Origin of the sequence: Amycolatopsis sp. NPDC102389 (genome assembly GCF_044765885.1) — a bacterium.
In the GTDB taxonomy this organism is placed as follows: domain Bacteria; phylum Actinomycetota; class Actinomycetes; order Mycobacteriales; family Pseudonocardiaceae; genus Amycolatopsis.
Genome location: NZ_JBIWKX010000043.1, coordinates 22,589 through 39,519, shown reverse-complemented (window position 1 = coordinate 39,519; position 16,931 = coordinate 22,589). Strand labels below are relative to the sequence as shown.

At 69.1% G+C, this 16,931-nt stretch carries 22 protein-coding genes; 12 read left to right on the top strand and 10 right to left on the bottom strand.

Annotated features, from left to right (window positions below; all coding sequences use genetic code 11):
* Positions 1-373, bottom strand: a 373-nt coding sequence (locus ACIRGA_RS29675; RefSeq protein ID WP_400946987.1) for a hypothetical protein, incomplete at its 3' end; no start/stop codon positions are given.
* A gap of 36 nt (positions 374-409) precedes the next feature.
* Positions 410-880, bottom strand: coding sequence for a hotdog fold domain-containing protein (locus ACIRGA_RS29670; RefSeq protein WP_016337062.1), 471 nt, complete (start codon positions 878-880; stop codon positions 410-412).
* Positions 881-942: 62 nt separating this feature from the next.
* On the opposite strand from ACIRGA_RS29670, the gene ACIRGA_RS29665 reads away from it, so the two are divergent.
* Positions 943-1,536, top strand: a complete 594-nt coding sequence (locus ACIRGA_RS29665) for an acid phosphatase (protein WP_400946983.1) — start codon at positions 943-945, stop codon at positions 1,534-1,536.
* Between the two features lie 2 nt (positions 1,537-1,538).
* Positions 1,539-2,021: a GNAT family N-acetyltransferase gene (locus ACIRGA_RS29660; RefSeq protein WP_400946980.1), complete on the top strand. Its 483-nt coding sequence runs from the start codon at positions 1,539-1,541 to the stop codon at positions 2,019-2,021.
* 111 nt (positions 2,022-2,132) lie between these two features.
* Here the strand turns inward: ACIRGA_RS29660 and ACIRGA_RS29655 are convergent, their stop codons facing one another.
* Positions 2,133-2,672, bottom strand: coding sequence for a hypothetical protein (locus ACIRGA_RS29655; protein ID WP_400946977.1), 540 nt, complete (start codon positions 2,670-2,672; stop codon positions 2,133-2,135).
* Between the two features lie 244 nt (positions 2,673-2,916).
* On the opposite strand from ACIRGA_RS29655, the gene ACIRGA_RS29650 reads away from it, so the two are divergent.
* Positions 2,917-3,843, top strand: coding sequence for a diacylglycerol/lipid kinase family protein (locus ACIRGA_RS29650; protein ID WP_400946975.1), 927 nt, complete (start codon positions 2,917-2,919; stop codon positions 3,841-3,843).
* 273 nt (positions 3,844-4,116) lie between these two features.
* A complete protein-coding gene (locus ACIRGA_RS29645; protein WP_007028999.1) occupies positions 4,117-4,371 on the top strand; it encodes a WhiB family transcriptional regulator in 255 nt (84 codons plus the stop codon).
* 291 nt (positions 4,372-4,662) lie between these two features.
* On the opposite strand, the gene ACIRGA_RS29640 is transcribed toward ACIRGA_RS29645, so the two are convergent.
* Positions 4,663-6,186 carry a sensor histidine kinase gene (locus tag ACIRGA_RS29640; RefSeq protein ID WP_400946972.1) on the bottom strand — a complete coding sequence of 508 codons (1,524 nt, stop codon included), beginning with the start codon at positions 6,184-6,186 and terminating at the stop codon, positions 4,663-4,665.
* A gap of 106 nt (positions 6,187-6,292) precedes the next feature.
* On the opposite strand from ACIRGA_RS29640, the gene ACIRGA_RS29635 reads away from it, so the two are divergent.
* Positions 6,293-6,367, top strand: coding sequence for a 50S ribosomal protein bL37 (locus ACIRGA_RS29635; protein WP_369299112.1), 75 nt, complete (start codon positions 6,293-6,295; stop codon positions 6,365-6,367).
* A 68-nt stretch (positions 6,368-6,435) separates the two neighbouring features.
* Here the strand turns inward: ACIRGA_RS29635 and rsrA are convergent, their stop codons facing one another.
* The gene (gene rsrA, locus ACIRGA_RS29630) at positions 6,436-6,759 is read right to left on the bottom strand and encodes a mycothiol system anti-sigma-R factor (protein WP_400946969.1); all 324 of its coding nucleotides are present in this window, start codon (positions 6,757-6,759) and stop codon (positions 6,436-6,438) included.
* Entirely contained in the window at positions 6,756-7,394 is a 639-nt protein-coding gene (locus ACIRGA_RS29625) for a sigma-70 family RNA polymerase sigma factor (protein ID WP_026466946.1), read from the bottom strand. Before ACIRGA_RS29625 ends, rsrA begins: the two co-directional genes overlap by 4 nt.
* A gap of 190 nt (positions 7,395-7,584) precedes the next feature.
* Between ACIRGA_RS29625 and ybaK the strand changes: the two genes are divergently transcribed.
* Positions 7,585-8,061 carry a Cys-tRNA(Pro) deacylase gene (gene ybaK / locus ACIRGA_RS29620; RefSeq protein WP_400946966.1) on the top strand — a complete coding sequence of 159 codons (477 nt, stop codon included), beginning with the start codon at positions 7,585-7,587 and terminating at the stop codon, positions 8,059-8,061.
* A gap of 183 nt (positions 8,062-8,244) precedes the next feature.
* Complete coding sequence (locus tag ACIRGA_RS29615; protein WP_400946963.1) at positions 8,245-8,808, top strand: hypothetical protein; 564 nt, start codon at positions 8,245-8,247, stop codon at positions 8,806-8,808.
* Here ACIRGA_RS29615 and ACIRGA_RS29610 read toward each other — a convergent pair.
* Positions 8,758-9,366 carry an alpha/beta family hydrolase gene (locus tag ACIRGA_RS29610; protein WP_400946961.1) on the bottom strand — a complete coding sequence of 203 codons (609 nt, stop codon included), beginning with the start codon at positions 9,364-9,366 and terminating at the stop codon, positions 8,758-8,760. The genes ACIRGA_RS29615 and ACIRGA_RS29610 overlap by 51 nt on opposite strands.
* Complete coding sequence (locus ACIRGA_RS29605) at positions 9,363-10,121, bottom strand: SOS response-associated peptidase (protein ID WP_400946958.1); 759 nt, start codon at positions 10,119-10,121, stop codon at positions 9,363-9,365. The genes ACIRGA_RS29610 and ACIRGA_RS29605 overlap by 4 nt, the downstream gene beginning before the upstream one ends.
* 101 nt (positions 10,122-10,222) lie before the next feature.
* Here ACIRGA_RS29605 and rsgA point away from each other — a divergent pair, with 101 nt between their 5' ends.
* The 5 genes from rsgA (at position 10,223) to ACIRGA_RS29580 (ending at position 14,960) form a co-directional block, all read left to right on the top strand.
* Positions 10,223-11,233 carry a ribosome small subunit-dependent GTPase A gene (gene rsgA, locus ACIRGA_RS29600; protein WP_400946955.1) on the top strand — a complete coding sequence of 337 codons (1,011 nt, stop codon included), beginning with the start codon at positions 10,223-10,225 and terminating at the stop codon, positions 11,231-11,233.
* A 60-nt stretch (positions 11,234-11,293) separates the two neighbouring features.
* Positions 11,294-12,187 carry a hypothetical protein gene (locus ACIRGA_RS29595; RefSeq protein WP_400946952.1) on the top strand — a complete coding sequence of 298 codons (894 nt, stop codon included), beginning with the start codon at positions 11,294-11,296 and terminating at the stop codon, positions 12,185-12,187.
* A gap of 279 nt (positions 12,188-12,466) precedes the next feature.
* Complete coding sequence (locus tag ACIRGA_RS29590) at positions 12,467-13,147, top strand: hypothetical protein (protein WP_400946950.1); 681 nt, start codon at positions 12,467-12,469, stop codon at positions 13,145-13,147.
* A gap of 72 nt (positions 13,148-13,219) precedes the next feature.
* Complete coding sequence (locus tag ACIRGA_RS29585) at positions 13,220-14,014, top strand: hypothetical protein (protein WP_400946948.1); 795 nt, start codon at positions 13,220-13,222, stop codon at positions 14,012-14,014.
* A gap of 61 nt (positions 14,015-14,075) precedes the next feature.
* Entirely contained in the window at positions 14,076-14,960 is an 885-nt protein-coding gene (locus ACIRGA_RS29580; RefSeq protein ID WP_400946945.1) for an NAD-dependent epimerase/dehydratase family protein, read from the top strand.
* 67 nt (positions 14,961-15,027) lie between these two features.
* Here the strand turns inward: ACIRGA_RS29580 and ACIRGA_RS29575 are convergent, their stop codons facing one another.
* Together ACIRGA_RS29575 and ACIRGA_RS29570 are read right to left on the bottom strand one after the other, a co-directional pair.
* Entirely contained in the window at positions 15,028-15,519 is a 492-nt protein-coding gene (locus ACIRGA_RS29575) for a DUF6912 family protein (RefSeq protein ID WP_400946942.1), read from the bottom strand.
* Positions 15,516-16,922, bottom strand: coding sequence for a wax ester/triacylglycerol synthase family O-acyltransferase (locus ACIRGA_RS29570; RefSeq protein WP_400946940.1), 1,407 nt, complete (start codon positions 16,920-16,922; stop codon positions 15,516-15,518). Before ACIRGA_RS29570 ends, ACIRGA_RS29575 begins: the two co-directional genes overlap by 4 nt.
* Positions 16,923-16,931: the final 9 nt, after the last annotated feature.

Below are 16,931 nucleotides of genomic sequence, written 5' to 3'. Positions count from 1 at the left end.
CCGCGCGCCGGGGCGGCGTGGTTGGGGGGGTTGGTGCTGCTGCCCACCCCACCCCCCCCCCCCCCCCCCCCCCCCACCGCAGGTCGTCGAGATGTTCGGCGACGCGATCGAGGAACCCCCTCAGCGAGGTCAAAGTAACCACTTCGCCAGGCGCGAAGGAGACACAGGGCGGCTTCTCGATCTCAGGGTCGTATGCCATCACCGTGACGAGCGCGTCACCTGGCAAAACCGCGCCCGCCGAGGGCGTTCCGATCCACGAAGGCGGAACAGGACGCGCCTCGCTCAGCTGGTAGATCCAGGCCTCGTCACTGTCCAAGCGGGTCGCCTGGAAGCAGAGGCGTTCGTCACCGTCCTCGAACGCTTCGATCGCCATACCGGAAGCCTGGCACCTCGACCGGCCGGACCGTACCTATTTCTTCTTGGTCACCCAGATGGTGATGGTCGCGGTCACGACGGGCTTCCCGTTCGTGTCCGTGATCGTCACCGGCACGGGGAGTTCGAAGCCCTCGTCGCCGAATTCCGGCAACTCCGGCAGCTCGGCGACGGCGCGCAGGCTCGTCTCGGCCTTCGCCACGTACGCGACCGTCATTCCCTTCGGCAGCCAGCGATGCGTCGTCGGCACGGTCGCCTCGGCGAGCATGCCCATGGCGATCTCCGCGAGGTTGCATGCCGCGATCGCGTGAAAGGTCTTGATGTGGTTGTAAACACCCCACCATTTCGGTGACGTCACCTCACACCGGCCGGGGCGCAGATCGCGCACCGACGGAAGCACCGTCCGGAAGTACGGCACACGCAGGCACATCGCCGCCGAGAACAGCTGTTTGCCGACCGGCTTGCCCGCCAGCCGGTTCCACATCGCGTAGGTCGGATTCTGCGCCATCACGGTCTCCTCACCATGTTACTCGCCAGTAGCATAGCCGGACCGCAGGCTATATTCGCAACGTGGCACATCGGCTCTTCCTCCTCCGGCACGGTCAGACCGAGTGGTCTGTCAACGGACGGCACACCGGACGCACCGACATCCCGCTCACGGCCGCCGGCGAGGGGCAGGCCCGCGCGGCGGGCGGCACCCTGCGCGCGGTTCTCGGCGGCAACCCGGCACTCGTCCTCTCCAGCCCCCGCACCCGCGCGCTGCGAACGGCCGAGCTGGCGGGTCTGCGCGTCGACGAAGTCACCGAAGAGCTGTCCGAATGGGACTACGGCGACTACGAGGGCGTCACCACGCCGGTGATCCGCGAGACCGTTCCCGGATGGACGGTCTGGTCGCACCCGATCCCCGGCGGCGAGAGCGCGGAGGACGTCAACACCCGCGCGGACAAGCTGCTCGACCGGGTTCGCGAGCCGCTCGGCAAGGGCGACGTGATCCTGGTCGGCCACGGGCATTTCAGCCGCGTCCTGGTCGCGCGCTGGGTCGGCCTCCCGTCGACGGCGGGAGTCCACTTCGGACTCGACCCGGCGGGAGTCGCCGTACTCGGCGACGAACGCGGCGAGCCGCAGATCGAACACCTCAACCTGCTCCCCACCACAGAGGACTGAACTTGCCCGACGACCGCATCCGGCGCATCCGCGAAGAAGACGTGGACGCCGTCGTCCAGCTCGTCTACGACCTCGCCGAGTTCGAACGCGCCCCGGACGAATGCCACCTCACGCCCGAGCAGCTGCGCACCGCGCTGTTCGGCGAGGCGCCGGGCCTGTTCGGGCACGTCGCCGAGGTCGACGGCGAGATCGTCGGCTACGCGCTCTGGTTCCTCAACTTCTCCACCTGGCGCGGTGTGCACGGCATCTACCTGGAGGACCTCTACGTCCGCCCCGAGCAGCGCGGCTCCGGCCTCGGTAAGGCGCTCCTGGCCACCCTCGCGGCGGTCTGCGTCGAGCGCGGCTACGCCCGGCTCGAATGGTCGGTGCTCAACTGGAACCCGGCGCAGGGGTTCTACAAATCCCTCGGCGCCGTGCCGATGGACGAATGGACCGTCGACCGCCTCACCGACGAACCGCTGAAGGCACTCGCCGCCCAGATCTAGCAGCGCCGTAACTCGCGTGATCAGACACGTAACTCGAAGTTACGGCTCCGATCACGCGAGTTACGCCTCCAAACACGCGAGTCACGGCGCTGATCACGCGAGTGCGCCGGACTAGGAGTCGCGTTCCTCGCGTTCACGGCGTGCGGCGCGGCCCGCGGCGCCGTCACGCTCGGCGGCCTCTTCCTCGGTCTCGCCCTCCTGCATCCCCAGCGCCCACGCGCGCGACGGGCGACGGAACAGCAGCACGATGACGGCGACGCCGATCAGCGCGAGCGGCACTCCCCACACCGGCTGCCCGGACGGGCCCGCGCCGTACCAGCCGACGCCCACCAGGATCAGCGCGACGACGACACCGGGCGAGCGAGCCCACGTCTTCCCCATCATCAGCCCGGCGGCGCAGGCCAGCGTTCCGGCGGCGAGGACGAGGTAGTAGGCGACCTCGGCCAGGAGGTTCTCCGGTCCGGCCCGGCCGTTGACCAGGAGCAGGATCGCGAACACGATCAGGGCGAGCCCCGGCAGCGCGGTGACGGCGCCGGCGAGGCGGACTTCACGGGGCGCGGGCGAGAGCTTGTCGGCGATGGACACGGCGAAACAGCCTTCCAGGCTTCCGGACACGGCGCCCCACCAGGGCGGGTCACCGTACGTGAGCACTTTCGATCGTATGCCACCCGGTCGGCCGGTTTCCCCTCGCCGCCGCATGGGAAGAATTGGAACTGTCGTCGATGAGCGGGCGGTCGGCCCGGGTGCACTTGTCACGACGCGCGAGAGCCGCCGGCGATGAGGAGGAACGCCCGCCACAGGGTCATACGGTGCTGCTTCGAGGACGCACGGGCCACTGAGCTTCGCGTCACCTGACGCTCCCCTCTTCGGGCCGAAGTCACTTACCCTGCGGTATGTGCGTGCCATCCTCGTCGTGAATCCCCAGGCCACCTCGACCACCGCCGGTGGCCGTGACGTGCTGGCGCACGCACTGGCCAGCCAGGTCAAACTCGACGTGGTGGAGACCGACTATCGCGGCCACGCGATGGCCGTGGCACGGTCCGCCGCCCGCGACGGGATCGACCTGGTGGTCGCCCACGGCGGCGACGGCACGGTCAACGAGGTGGTCAACGGCCTGCTCGCGGACGCCGACGGCGATCCGGCGCGGGTCGGCGACGTCCCCATGCTCGGTGTCGTACCGGGCGGCTCGGCGAACGTCTTCGCCCGCGCGCTCGGGATCGCGCACGATCCCGTGGAAGCGACCCATCAGCTCCTCAACGCCATCGAGAACGACCGAAGCCGCAAAGTCGGCCTCGGGATCGCCGACGGCCACTGGTTCACCTTCAACGCCGGCCTGGGCTGGGACGCCGACGTCGTCGGCCGCGTGGCCAAGCGCCGGGGCAAGCAGACCACCGCGGGGCTCTATCTGAGGGCCGCGGTGGCGTCGCATCTGCGGCCTCCGCTCGGCCGTCCGCCCCTCACGGTCAGGATCCCGGGTGAAGAGCCCACCGAAGTGCTGACCGCTTTCGTGTCGAACACCGATCCGTGGAGCTACCTGGGCGACCGTCCCGTCCACCTGAACCCCGACAGCTCGTTCGACACCGGACTGGGTCTTTTCGCGTTGAGCGGTCTGGGATTGCCCACCGTGTTCAAGCATGTACGGCAGGCATTGCTCACGAAGAGCGACCAACGCGGACGACGTCTCCTTCGTCACGATGACCTGCCGATGATCCGCATTGACGCTGCTGAACCGGTAAACTTCCAGGTGGACGGCGACCTCGTCGGCCAGCGGAAGAGGGTGGAGTTCTTCAGCGTCCCGGGAGCACTGACGGTAATCGTCTGACGACCGGACCGCTGATCGCCTGCGGCAAAGTACGAACTGCCGCTCATCGACGCAGAACCTCCGCTCACCGCATCGGCCTTCCCAACGGAAGGCCGTTTCGGAACGAAACCGCAGGTCAGAAGCGTCGCTCGGCCGGGTGAGCTGACTCACCGATCTTCAGAAAACCCTTGTCGAAACGGGTGCTTCGTGAAAGCATTCACAAGCACCCAAAAAAACGACCGCCATGACGACTATGGCGCGGAGTACCGCGCCGTTATGAAGGAGCTCAGAAACATGGACTGGCGCCACGACGCGGCCTGCCGAGACGAGGACCCCGAGCTGTTCTTCCCCGTGGGAACCAGCGGTCCTGCTCTGTCGCAGGTAGCGCAGGCGAAGGCCGTGTGCCACCGCTGCACCGTCGCTTCCGACTGCTTGGCCTGGGCATTGGCCAGCGGACAGGACGCAGGCGTCTGGGGCGGGATGAGCGAGGACGAGCGACGGGCCCTGAAGCGCCGTCGTACGCACATCGGCACGCGTACCTCCGCCTGAGTTTTTCAACTCACGCACGCTTCATCGCATCACCCAAAACCGAGTAGCACCCAAGCTTCGGGTAATCCCGCAGCGTAGTGGCTCTATGGCCCTGCGTTGCGAGGTGACACCTACCCGAATTGAGCTTAACAAGCGAGGCCGACACACCCCCGAGGGGGTATGGCTTCACTGGACTTTTCTAAGTCCTCCCGCGGAACCGTTACAGGGCCGGCGCCACTTCTCTTCGGGCGCCGGCCCTAAAACGTGTCCGGGTGAGACTGTCCTTTGAGGACGATCAAACGCGACAGTCCACTACAGACGTCGCGACAGCGGGATTCGCAGGGCCGCTTCGGTGCCCATCCGGCGGCCGCCCGCCTCCTCGGTTTCCCCACGCAGCCCCCGGATCGACAGCGATCCGCGCAGTTCCGACTCCACGAGGGTCCGCACGATCTGGAGCCCGAGGCCGTCACTGCGCTCCAGCGAGAAACCCGAAGGCAATCCGCGCCCGTTGTCGCGGATGACGATGTCGAGCCGGCGCGCCGAGCGCTCCACCACGAGTTCGACCTTGCCCGGCCGTCCGTCGGGGAAGGCGTGCTCGATGGCGTTCTGGACCAGTTCGGCCAGCACCATCACCAACGGCGTCGCGATCTCGGCGACGACGACGCCGAACGAGCCCGTGCGCGAAAGCCCGACCTGCGATTCGGCCGTCGCGACCTCACCGACCATCGGCAGCACGTTGTCGAGCAGCTTGTCGAGATCGACCCGCTCGTCCACCGAGATGGACAGCGCCTCGTGCACCATCGCGATCGACGAGACCCGGCGCACCGATTCGCCGAGCGCGAGCCGCGCCTCCTCGCTGGAGGTCCGGCGCGACTGGAGCCGCAACAGCGCGGCGACGGTCTGCAGGTTGTTCTTCACCCGGTGGTGGATCTCGCGGATGGTCGCGTCCTTCGACAGGAGGGCGCGGTCGCGGCGTTTCACCTCGGTGACGTCGCGCACCAGTACCAGCGCGCCCGCGGCCTGCCCGGCTGGGCGCAGCGGCAGCGCACGGAACAGCACGACGGCGCCGCGGCGGGAATCCGCCTCCGTCCGGCTGCTGGGCTTGCCGTCGAGCGCCTCGATGATCCGGTGCGAGACCTCGGTCGCGTCGAACGGGTCGCGGATGAGCGAGCGGGTCAGCGGCGCGAGACGCTGCCCGACGAGGTCGGATTCGTGCCCCATCCGGTGATAGGCCGACAACCCGTTCGGGCTGGCGAAGACCACGGTGCCGGTCGGGTCGAGGCGGATGAGGCCGTCGCCGACCCGCGGGCTGGTGTGGGTGTCCGTCTGGTTCCCCGGGCTGGGGAACGTGCCGTCGACGATCATCTGGCACAGGTCGCCCGCGCTGCCGAGATAGGCGATCTCGAGCGGGCTCGGCACCCGCGAGGCGGCCAGGTTGGTCTCTCGGCTGAGAACGGCGATCACCGCGCCGCCGAACACCACCGGGATGGCCTCTCGGCGCATCGGCAGGTCGCGGTACCAATGCGGGTCCTCTTCACGGCAGATCCGCACCTCGCGGCTCGCCTTGGCCAGCTGCGGATGCTCGTCGACGGTGAAGCGGGAGCCGACGACGTCCTCCGGATGGGCAGTCGGCGCCGTCGTCGGACGCGCGTGCGCGACACAGACGTAGTCGCCTCCGTCGGGCTGCAGCTCCTCCGAGACGGCGACCCAGAGCAGGAAATCGGCGAAGGACAGGTCTGCCAGCAGCTGCCATTCGGCGACCACGGCCTGGAGATGATCCGCGGCCTCGCCGGACAGGCCGGTGTTCTCCGCGAGCAGATCGGAAAGGGTGGACACGTCCCCATCCAAGCAGGGTGAGGGCCGCATGACACACTGGAGAGGTTGACCCTGGCCCAGCGGTGTCGTATTACCCCGCGCGGGCCACTCGGACGAGGAGTGAAACATGTCGAAGCGCGCCCGCAAGCGTCGCGACCGTAAGAAGAACGGCGCGAACCACGGCAAGAAGCCCAACTCCTGATCATCGATCAGACGCCGAAGGCCCCCGCACCGATCCGGTACGGGGGCCTTCGTGTGTCCTGAGTCGCTTTAGTCGAAGCTCTGCTCGATTTTGACCTCGGTGCGCTCGATGGTGATCGCGCCCTTGGTCTGCACGGTCTGGCGGATCGAGGCCCGCAGCCGGGACTTGAGGTCGTCCGGCGCGTGGTCGCCGCCGCATTTGCGGGCGAGGAGCTGCTTGATGTGCTCGTCGATGCCGTATTCCTCGAGGCACGGCGGGCAGTCCTCGATGTGCTTGCGCAGAGCGGCGTCGCGTTCGGCGCTGCACTCCTTGTCCAGGAGCAGGTAGATGTCGGCGAGGGCTTCCTCGCACCTGACCTTGTCGTCCGCGCCGGCGCAGTAGTCCTCGCTCATCGCCCCGCCACCTCCTGCTGTTTGCCCGCGCGGATGAAGCCGCGCTCGCGGGCCACGTCGGCGAGCAGGTCACGGAGCTGGGCGCGGCCGCGGTGCAGCCGGGACATCACGGTGCCGATGGGCGTGTCCATGATCTCGGCGATCTCCTTGTACGCGAAACCTTCGACATCGGCGAGGTAGACCGCGAGGCGGAACTCCTCGGGCAGCTTCTGCAGCGCTTCCTTGACGTCGGCGTCCGGCAGGTTGTCCATCGCCTCGACCTCGGCCGAGCGCAGCCCGCTGGAGGTGTGGCTCTCCGCCTTGGCGATCTGCCAGTCGGTGATCTCCTCGGTGGGCTGCTGCACCGGCTGGCGCTGACGCTTGCGATAGCCGTTGATGTAGGTGTTCGTGAGGATGCGGTACATCCACGCCTTGAGGTTCGTGCCCGCCTTGAAAGACGCGAAGGCCGCGTACGCCTTCAGGTACGTCTCCTGGACGAGGTCCTCGGCGTCGGCGGGATTCCGGGTCATCCGCATGGCGGCCGAGTACAACTGGTCGAGCAGGGGCATCGCGTCCCGCTCGAAGCGCTCGGCCCGCGCGGCCGCCTCTTCGGCGTCCGTGCCCGTGTCCGGCGCGGGATTCTGCGTGCTCGGCAAACCGTTCCCTTCCCGATCGGCGTCGATGCGCTTGTGCGCATGAGACGCCGACGAGTTTACGCGCGGACGGATCACCTGGCCGCCCGGCGTGCGCGGGATCAGGATTCGGGGAGCTTCGAGTGTGGTGGACACGTGCCTTTCAACAGTGCGGCCCGGCCGGGCATTCCCGGCACGCTCGTAGACTCCGCCCATGGCAGGCAAGGGAACCCCGGCGACGGCGCTGCTGGTGAAGCAGAAGGTGGCACACGTTCTGCACGCCTACGACCACGACCCGCGGGCCGAGTCGTACGGCCTCGAAGCCGTCGAAGCGCTGGGGCTCGACCCCGCGCGCGTGTTCAAGACACTGGTCGCCGAGGTGGACGGGAAACTGACCGTCGGTGTGGTCCCGGTCATCGGTCAGCTGGATCTGAAGGCGCTGGCGGCCGCCGCGGGCGGGAAGAAGGCGAAGATGGCCGACCCCGCCGCCGCGCAGCGCGCGACGGGATACGTGCTCGGCGGGATCTCGCCGCTCGGGCACCGCAGCCGGCTGCCGGTGGTGATCGACTCGTCGGCGGAGCAGTTCGAGACCGTGCACTGCTCGGCCGGGAGGCGCGGGCTGGAGGTCGAGCTCGCGCCCGGAGATTTGGCGCGGCTCACCGGCGCCGTGGTCGCTCCGATCGCGGCCTGACCCCCCGCGTTTAGTCCTCTGAATGCGGTCCTTGCACACGCAACTACCGCGTTCAGAGGACTAAACGCGGGGGAAGAGACTCACCCGCGAGAGGGAGCGGAGCCGGACCACAGCGGGAAGATCACGCGGCCGCGCTCGGGAATCGTCATCGGCAAGCGAACGACGACTCCTGGGAGCGACGAAATGACCGAGACCTTGCCCGGCGTACCGAGATGGGCGAACCTCGCCGCCCACGCGACGCTGCTGGCGACGTTGCCGTCCGGGCTGTGGCGGATCGCGATGGGCCTCGGCATCCCGGTCGGGTTCACCGAGCGAGGGCTGGCGGAGTTCGGCATTCCCGGCTGGGGCACGGCCTACGTCTTCGGCCTGAGTCTCCTCACCGAGGCGCTCGCGTTCCTCACCCTCGGGCTCGTCCGGCCGTGGGGTGAGGTGTGGCCGCGCTGGATCCCGGGGCTGGGCGGCCGCCGGATCCCGCCGCTCGCGGCGATCCTCCCGGCCGCCGCGGGGGCGATCGCGCTGGCCGCGCTGAGCGCTCAGGGGCTGTTCGGCTGGGCGGAGGCCGGTTCGTCGATGGTGCCGGGTACCAGGGAGGACTCGCCGGTCTACGGCATCGTCATGGCGGCCTGTTACGCGCCGCTCCTGCTCTGGGCGCCGTTGCTGGCGGCCGTCACCGTGCACTACGCCCGGCGACGGCTCTCAGGTCAGCGGCCGCAGCACACGCTCGAGCCACTCGGCGGCCGCGCGTGACACGCCTTCGAGGTCGGCGCTGAGGTTGTGGTCGCCCTTGAGCACCACGATCTCGTGATGCGGCCCCGCCTTGGGCAGGCCGAACGGGTCGCGCTCGCCCTGGACCACCAGGGTCGGGACCTCGACGGCGTCCAATTCACCCTGCCGGGTCTTCTCCGGCTTTCCCGGCGGATGTTCGGGGAAGGCCAGGCAGAGCACCGCCACCGCCTGCCCCGCCGCGGCGGTCCGGCAGGCGACGCGGGCCCCGGACGACCGGCCCCCGAACACGATCGGGAGGTCGTCGAAGCGCTCGGAGATCTCGTCGGCCACGGTGAGCCAGGCGGTGTCGAGCTGGGTGGCCGGTGCGGGCGCCCGGCGGCCGGCCACCCGGTACGGCTGCTCGACGAGCGCGACGTGGACACCGGCCGCCTGCGCCGCGCGCGTGACCGCGACCAGGTCCTTCGCGCCGATCCCGCCGCCCGCGCCGTGGCCGAGCATCAGGACGGCGACGCCTTCTTCGGCACAGTGCAGCTCGGCCCGCGCGGGGCCGTAAGCGGTGTCGATCTCCAGCTTCGTCATGACTTCGGCACGTCGAAGAGCGCGCTGTCGGCGGCGGGTTCGACCCGGTCCAGCAACTGCGGGCCGTTGTTGCGGACGTTGTTGACCAGGCTGGACACCGGCCGCAGCTCGATCGTGTCGACCAGGTCCGCCGGGGGCGGGACGAGCAACTCGGTGACGTCGGGCCGGTCGGGGTCGAGCCAGGTGTCCCACTTCTCGCGCGGCATCAGCAGCGGCATGCGGTGGTGGATGTCGGTGAGCCTGCCGACCGAATCCGTGGTGATCACGGAGAAGGTGATCAGCGGATCGGCGTCCTTGTCGTCCTTCGGCCGCCAGGTCTCCCAGATCCCGGCGAACGCGAGCGATCCGTCACCCGGCCCGGTCATGAAGAAGGGCTGCTTCTCCTTGCCGTCACGCCGCCACTCGTACCAGCCGTCGGCGGGGACCAGGCAGCGCCTCGCCGAGACCGCCTTTTTGAACGACGGCTTCTCCTTGGCCGTCTCGGCGCGCGTGTTGATCATCTTCGAGCCAACGCCGGGGTCCTTCGCCCAGAACGGGACCAGGCCCCAGCGCATCATCCGCAGCGATCGGACGGCGGGCTCGTCCTCGAGCACCGCGCCGTCGGCGTCACGCGGATGCCGCTGCACGACGGTGGGCACGTCCTTGGTCGGGGCCACGTTGTGATCGGTCCGGATCCGGCCCTCGGTCAGGTCCACCGCGGCGAACTCGTCGATAAGCGCCGCCGGATCCTTGGTGGCGGCATAGCGCCCGCACATGCGAAAACCTCCCTGATCGACAGCCATCGTTACACGCCGGCCAGGCGATGGCGAGCAGCATGGGATCATTGTTCCGCGGTGTTCGAAGAGCAGGAGGCGGTTTGGCTGGCAAGGACTGGCGCAGGCTGGACGAATCCGACGTGCGGATCCGGCCCGGCAAGGGCACCAGGCCGCGCAGCAAACGGCGTCCCGAGCACGCGGACGCCTCCACGGCGATGGTCATCGGCAAGGACCGCGGGCGCTGGACCTGCGCGATCGACTCGGATCCGGACCGCGTCGTCACCGCGATGCGGGCGCGCGAGATGGGCCGCGTCTCGGTCGTCGTCGGCGACACCGTCGGCATCGTCGGCGACGTGAGCGGCAAACCGGACACCCTCGCCCGCATCATCCGGGTGGACGAGCGCTCCAGTGTGCTGCGCCGGACGGCGGACGACACCGACCCCTTCGAACGGGTGGTGGTCGCCAACGCCGAGCAGCTGCTGATCGTGACCGCACTGGCCGATCCCCCGCCGCGCACCGGATTCATCGACCGGTGTCTCGTCGCCTGTTACGCGGGCGGGCTCGAACCGGTCCTCTGCCTGACGAAGGCCGACCTGGCCAGCCCGGACGAACTCCTCGCCGGCTACGCGGGCCTCGACATCCCGGCCGTGGTCACCCGCCACGACGAGCATCCGGAAGAACTGACCGGGCGGCTCAAGGGCAGGCTCACCGCGCTGGTCGGGCATTCCGGGGTCGGGAAGTCCACTTTGGTCAATCGGCTGGTGCCCGACGCCGGGCTGGCGACCGGAGTGGTCAGCGCGGTCGGCAAGGGCAGGCACACATCCGTCGCGGCGGTCGCGCTCCCCCTGCCCGGCGGCGGCTGGGTGGTCGACACCCCCGGCGTCCGCTCGTTCGGCCTGGCGCATGTGACCGCCGACGACATCGTGCTCGCGTTCGAGGAATTCGCCGCGGCCGCCGAAGAATGTCCGTCCGGCTGCGGTCACCTCGGGCCGCCTGCGGACCCGGACTGCGCGCTCGACGACGTGGTCACCGATGGTGACGCGAGCCACGAGCGACTGGAGTCATTGCGCCGCCTTTTGGGTTCCCGAGCCGGACATGACGACGATCGGTAACTAATCTCGATCTTGCGCGATACCCCGTTCGGATTAGATCAACTTTTCTGAGGGGTTCACTTGAAGCGCGTAATCACGCTCGCCGCCATCACCACGGCCGCCGTCCTGGCGCTGTCCGCTTGCGGTGGCGAGAGGCAGCCCGGTACGGCTGCTCCCGCTCCTTCCGAAGGGAAGAGCCTGCTTTCGTCGCCACTGGGCGACGCGGTCCAGCTGGCCGCTCTCACCAGGGAAAGCACGACGAAGGCCAAGTCGTCGAAGATCAGCATGGAGGCTTCCTCCGACGGCCAGACCATGACCGTGACCGGCCAGGGCCTGTACGACGGCGAGAACAGCAAGTTCTCGATGTCGATGGACAGCGACGGCAAGAAGATGGACATCCTGTTCGTCGACAAGGCCTTGTACTTCAAGCTCGACGCCGACGACAAGGCGGAGATGAAGACCGACAAGGAGTACGTGAAGGTCTCGGCCGACGGCAAGGACCCGATCTCGCAGCTGCTCGGCAAGATGATGTCGAAGGCCGTCAAGGACAGCGACCCGTCCCGCACCCTCGAGCAGGTCTCGAAGGCCGGGAAGATCACGAAGTCCGACCAGGTCCAGCTGAACGGCGAGCTGACCAACCACTACGTCATCGACGTCGAGGTCGAGAAGGCGATCGCGCTCGTCGTGGGCGAAGCCGGCGTGCCGCTGCCGGCCGAGGTGCAGAAGCAGATCGACGCGAAGCTCAAGGGCAAGAACGTCATCATCCCCACCGAGATGTGGCTCAACGCCGACAACCTGCCGCTGCAGGTCACCATGGACCAGACCGCGTTCATGAAGGCGATGGGCGCTCCCGGCGAGGGCTCGTCGAAGACGACGATCAAGTACACCGACTGGGGCACGCCGATCACCGTCACCGCCCCGCCCGCCGACCAGGTCGGCGACCTGGCGGAGATCATGAAGAAGGCCGGGCGGTAGTGCTGTAGCGCCCCGCTTTGCGCGTGAAGCCGTATCTCGCGTGATTGAAGGCGGAACTCACGTGTCTGGAGGCCGAACTCGCTGATCCGCCCGGAGACACGCGAGTTACGGCTCCAATCACACGTGTTGCGGCTCCAGACACGCGAGATGCGTGAAGGCCCCCTTCCCTCGGCTGAGCCGTGGGAAGGGGGCCTTCACCGCTTCCGGACCTTCGGACGGTGGAAATTCACGCGCTAGGCGCTACGGTAGTGGTACAGACCATTCACCCGAGGGAGTCCCATGCGTGCCACCGGATTCGCCGTCGTCTGTACCGCTCTCCTGCTCGTGGGCGGCTGTTCCGGCGAAGAGAAACCGGCGGCACCGCCCGTGAACGACGCGGCGCAGCTGGCCTCGGTCGCCGCCGCGGGCACGCAGAAGGCCCGGTCGTCCAAGATCACGCTCGAGACCACAGCCGAGGACGGCCGCAAGGTCGTGGTCACCAGTTCCGGGCTCTATGAGGGGCCGAACAGCAAGTTCTCCATGGTCGCCGAGGTCGCGGGCGAGAAACGGGACCTGATCTTCGCCGACGGCGTCCTCTACTACCACCTGTCGGACGCCCAGGTCCAGGAACTCAAGACCGACAAGGAATGGGTCAAGATCACCGCCGGCGGCAAGGACGCGCTCTCCTCGGCCAACGGCGCGCTGATGACGAACGTCGTCGAAACGATGGATCCGACGCGGACGATCGACCGGATCTCGAAATCGGGCAAGGTCACCAAATCCGAACAGGCCGAGGTGAACGGCACGGCCGCCACGCGGTACGTCCTCGACCTCGGCGGCGCCCCGGCCGAGCTGTGGCTCGACGCCGAGCAGCGCCCGGTGCAGGTCGGCATCGGCAAGGCCACGGTCAAATACGACAGCTGGGCTTCGGACGTGGTGATCATCGCGCCGCCACCCGAGGCCGTCGGCGACAGCCGCTGAGCCGTTCCCCCGATCGGGGTGCGGTCCGCCGCTGTGTTTCGCTTGGGTGCCCGCCTTTGAAAGCAGGTCCTCATGCGGAGAACGGCCCTGTCCACCGTCGTGCTCGTACTCGGTGCGCTGCTCGGCGCCTGTGACGGCGACGCCGTTTCCTTCGCCGACGCCCGCGCGCTCGCCGACGGAGCCACGTCCGCCATGGACGGCAAGGCCGCGAAATTCACCACCGACGTCACGGCGGGCACGATGCGGTCGAAGAGCCAGGGGCAGGCCAAGGTCGCGGGGACGGGTACCGCGCTGGCCATGACCACCGACTTCCTCGGCGAACCGATCGAGCTCCGGCTGGTCGGCAAGATCGTCTTCGCCAAGGTCCCCGAGACCGCCCGCGAAGACATTCCCGGCGGGAAACCCTGGGTCAAGGTCTCCCCCGAGGGCACGGACCCGTTCTCACAGGTCGCCGGGGGCAGCATCGACCAGCTGGCGAAGCAGAACGACCCCGGCCGCGCGCTCGACCAGGTGCGGAAGGCGGGCACGCTCACCGGATCCGAGCACGCCGAACTCGACGGAGTGTCCACCGAGCACTACCGGGTGGACGTCGACCTGGCCGCGCTGGGCGGTGACCTGCCCGCCGGCCTGTCGGCCGAGGCCGTCGGCGAGATGCGGGACAAGGTCGGGAAGCTCCCCATGGAGGTCTGGCTCGACGACGCGCGCCGGCCGCTGCAGATCGTGCTCGACCTCGCCCCCGCGCTCGCCGCTTCGGGCATCCCGGACAGCGCGGCGGCCCGGATCGTCACGCGGTACAGCGAATGGGGCACGCAGGCCGACATCCAGGCACCGCCGCCGGAGGAGATCGGGGAGATCCCGGCGGGCTGATCCGTCACGTTCGCCTCACCGGTCTCGTCCAGTTCGTGAAGGCCGGACAGGAGGAGCGAACATGCGCGTGATGGTGATCGGGGCGACCGGGATGCTGGGGCGTCCGCTGGTACGACGTCTGCTGGCCGAAGGCCACGAGGTGAGCGGCCTGGCCCGCGACGTGGACCGGGTCGCCGCGGTGCGCGCGACGGGCGCGAAACCGGTGCGAGGTTCCCTGTTCGACGTCGATTCGCTGGCCGGTGCGCTGAACGGGCACGAGGCGGTGGTGAACGTCGCGACCCGGATCCCGGACGCGCGACGGGCGATGTCGCGGTCCGGCTGGGCCGAGAACGATCTCGTGCGGATCGACGGCAGCCGCACCCTCGCGGCCGCCGTGCGACGAGTCGGCGAGCTGGGAATCGTGGTGCAGGAAGGGATTTCGTTCGTCTACGCCGATGGCGGCGACCAGGAGCTGGACGAGGACGCGCCTCTGGCGCTTCGCGGCAACATCGCGTCTTCGACGGTGGCGCACGCGAACATCGCGGAATTGGCGGACGAAGGACGCACCGCGATCCGGCTGCGGATCGGGCTGCTGGTCGCCGACGACCCGATGACCAAGACGATGCTGGCGGCCGCGCGGCGCGGTTCGCCGCTGATCATCGGCCGCCGGAGCGACTGGACCGCGGCGATCCATCCGGACGACGCGGCGGCGGGCGCGATCGCGGCGCTGCGGGCGCCGAGCGGCGTCTACAACCTGGCCGCGGATCCGGTGCGGAAGCAGGAACTCGGCGAGGCGATGGCCGCGGCGGCCGGTGTCCGGCGGCCGCGCGCGCTGCCGAAGTGGGCGGCGAACCGGCTGGGCCCGATGTCGGTGCTGGCGCGTTCTCAGCGCGTCGTCTCGACCCGGCTCACCGAAGCGACCGGCTGGCGGCCCGAACGCCCGGTGCCCGGCCCTTCGTGGTTCTAGCGTTTCGTCCTCTGAATGCGGTGGTTGCGCGTGCAAGGACCGCATTCAGAGGACGAAACGCGAGGGGTTACAGGAGTTCCAGCAGGAAAGGGAGCTCTTGGGGCGCGTACCAGGCGAGTTCGTGGTCTTCGGCGTCGCCGAGGGTGAACTCCGCGTCGGGGTCGCCGAGGTCGGCCTGGTCGATCACCGCGGCGGCGGCCTGCACGGCCTCGGCGGCTTCGGCCGCGTCGACGTGGATCGCGGCGACGTCGGCGATCTTCACCGGCCCGGCCAGCCGGACGACGGCGGCGTCGAGATCCGGGCGCAGTGTGACCTCGTCGATGTCGGCCGAGATCACCACCCGCCGCGGCTCGGGCTTCTCCTCGGCCGCGATCAGCCGGAGCGACGCCCTGGCGGCGTCGAGCAGCGCGGCGTACTCGAGTTCTTCGTCGGATCCGCTGGCGTAGGACTCCCGCAGCGCCGGGGTCAGCGCGAAGCCCGTGCCGCTGCGCGCCCGGAGCTCTCCGGCGGTTTCGAGCTCACGGAGCATCGCGATCGTCGCGGGTAGATAGACCCTCACCAGTGCGCACCCTTCAGCTCTTCCAACGATTCCTCGATCATCCCGGCGAGCAGGTCCACATCGGACACGGCCTTGCGGTCGCCGTTCAGTCCGAAGTAGACACCCCCGTGATACGAGGTGACCCCGATCGCCAGCGCCTGACCGCGCACCAGCGGCATGACCGGGAACATCTCCACCATCTTCGCCTGTCCCGCGTAGAGCGGCACCTGCGGGCCCGGTGAATTCGTGATCAGCACGTTGAAAATGCGGCCCGACATCGACCCGGCCGCCCGCGCCCCCAGCGAATGCAGTGTCGCCGGCGCGAAACCGCCGACCGTCAGCAGCCCGCGCGCGGCGACCGAACGGCCGGAGTCGAGATGGTCCGCCATCGCGTGACCGATGTGCTGCAACCGCAAGACCGCGTTCGGCTCCCCGACCGGGAGATCGACCAGATAGGCGTCGACCTGGTTCCCGACCAGCGCCGGAGTCGAGTACTCGGCCGTCTCGGCGTCACGGACGGCCATCGGCACCAGCGCGCGCACGGTGGTCGTCGCGGTCAGGTTCGAACCGCGGGAGAGCAGCCATTCCCTCAGGGCACCGGTGATCGCCGCGAGCACGACGTCGTTGACCGTGCCGCCGTGCGCGGCGCGAACCTTGCGGAAATCCTCCAGCCGCGTGCGCACCACGGCGAACATGCGCCCGCCGGAGGTGCGGACGTTGAGCGGCCCGGACGGCGCCGGATGCACCATGGTCTTCAGCGCCGAAGCGACGTCGCCGACCGTTTCGGTGACCTTGCCCGCCATCGCGGTGGCGTCGTGGGCGATGGAGCGGACGTTCTCCACCAGCTCCGTCGGCCGCTGCACGGTCTCGGCGACCGCGTCGAGGATCAGCTGTGTCCGGCTCGGTTCCCGGCGCGGATGCCAGGTGTCGTCGAACGGTTCCGGCTCCTGCGGGGTGCCGTCGAGGATCAGCTGGCCGAGCTCGATGGTGCCGAGCCCGTCCACGACCGACTGATGCGTCTTGGTCACCAGCGCGACGCGGTCGCCCGCGAGCCCCTCGACGAAGTACGCCTCCCAGAGCGGTCTTCCCAGGTCGAGCCGCCGGGACATCAGCCGCGCCACGAGATCGAACAGCTGCCCGTCGGAGCCCGGCTGCGGCAGCGCGGACCGCCGCACGTGGTAGTTCAGGTCGAAATCGACGTCGTCGACCCACACCGGCCGGGCGAGATGCCCCGGCACCTCCAGCACCCGCTGCCGGTAGCGCGGCAGGAACGCCAGGCGCTGGCCGATGAGGTCGAGCAGCTGCTCGTGGGTGAAGCCGTCGCGCGGTCGCTCGAAGATCGCCACGCCGCCGACGTGCATCGGGGTCGAGTGGTCTTCCACGTACAGGAACGAGGCGTCCAGCGCGGAGAGGCGGTCGGGCATGGGCCGATC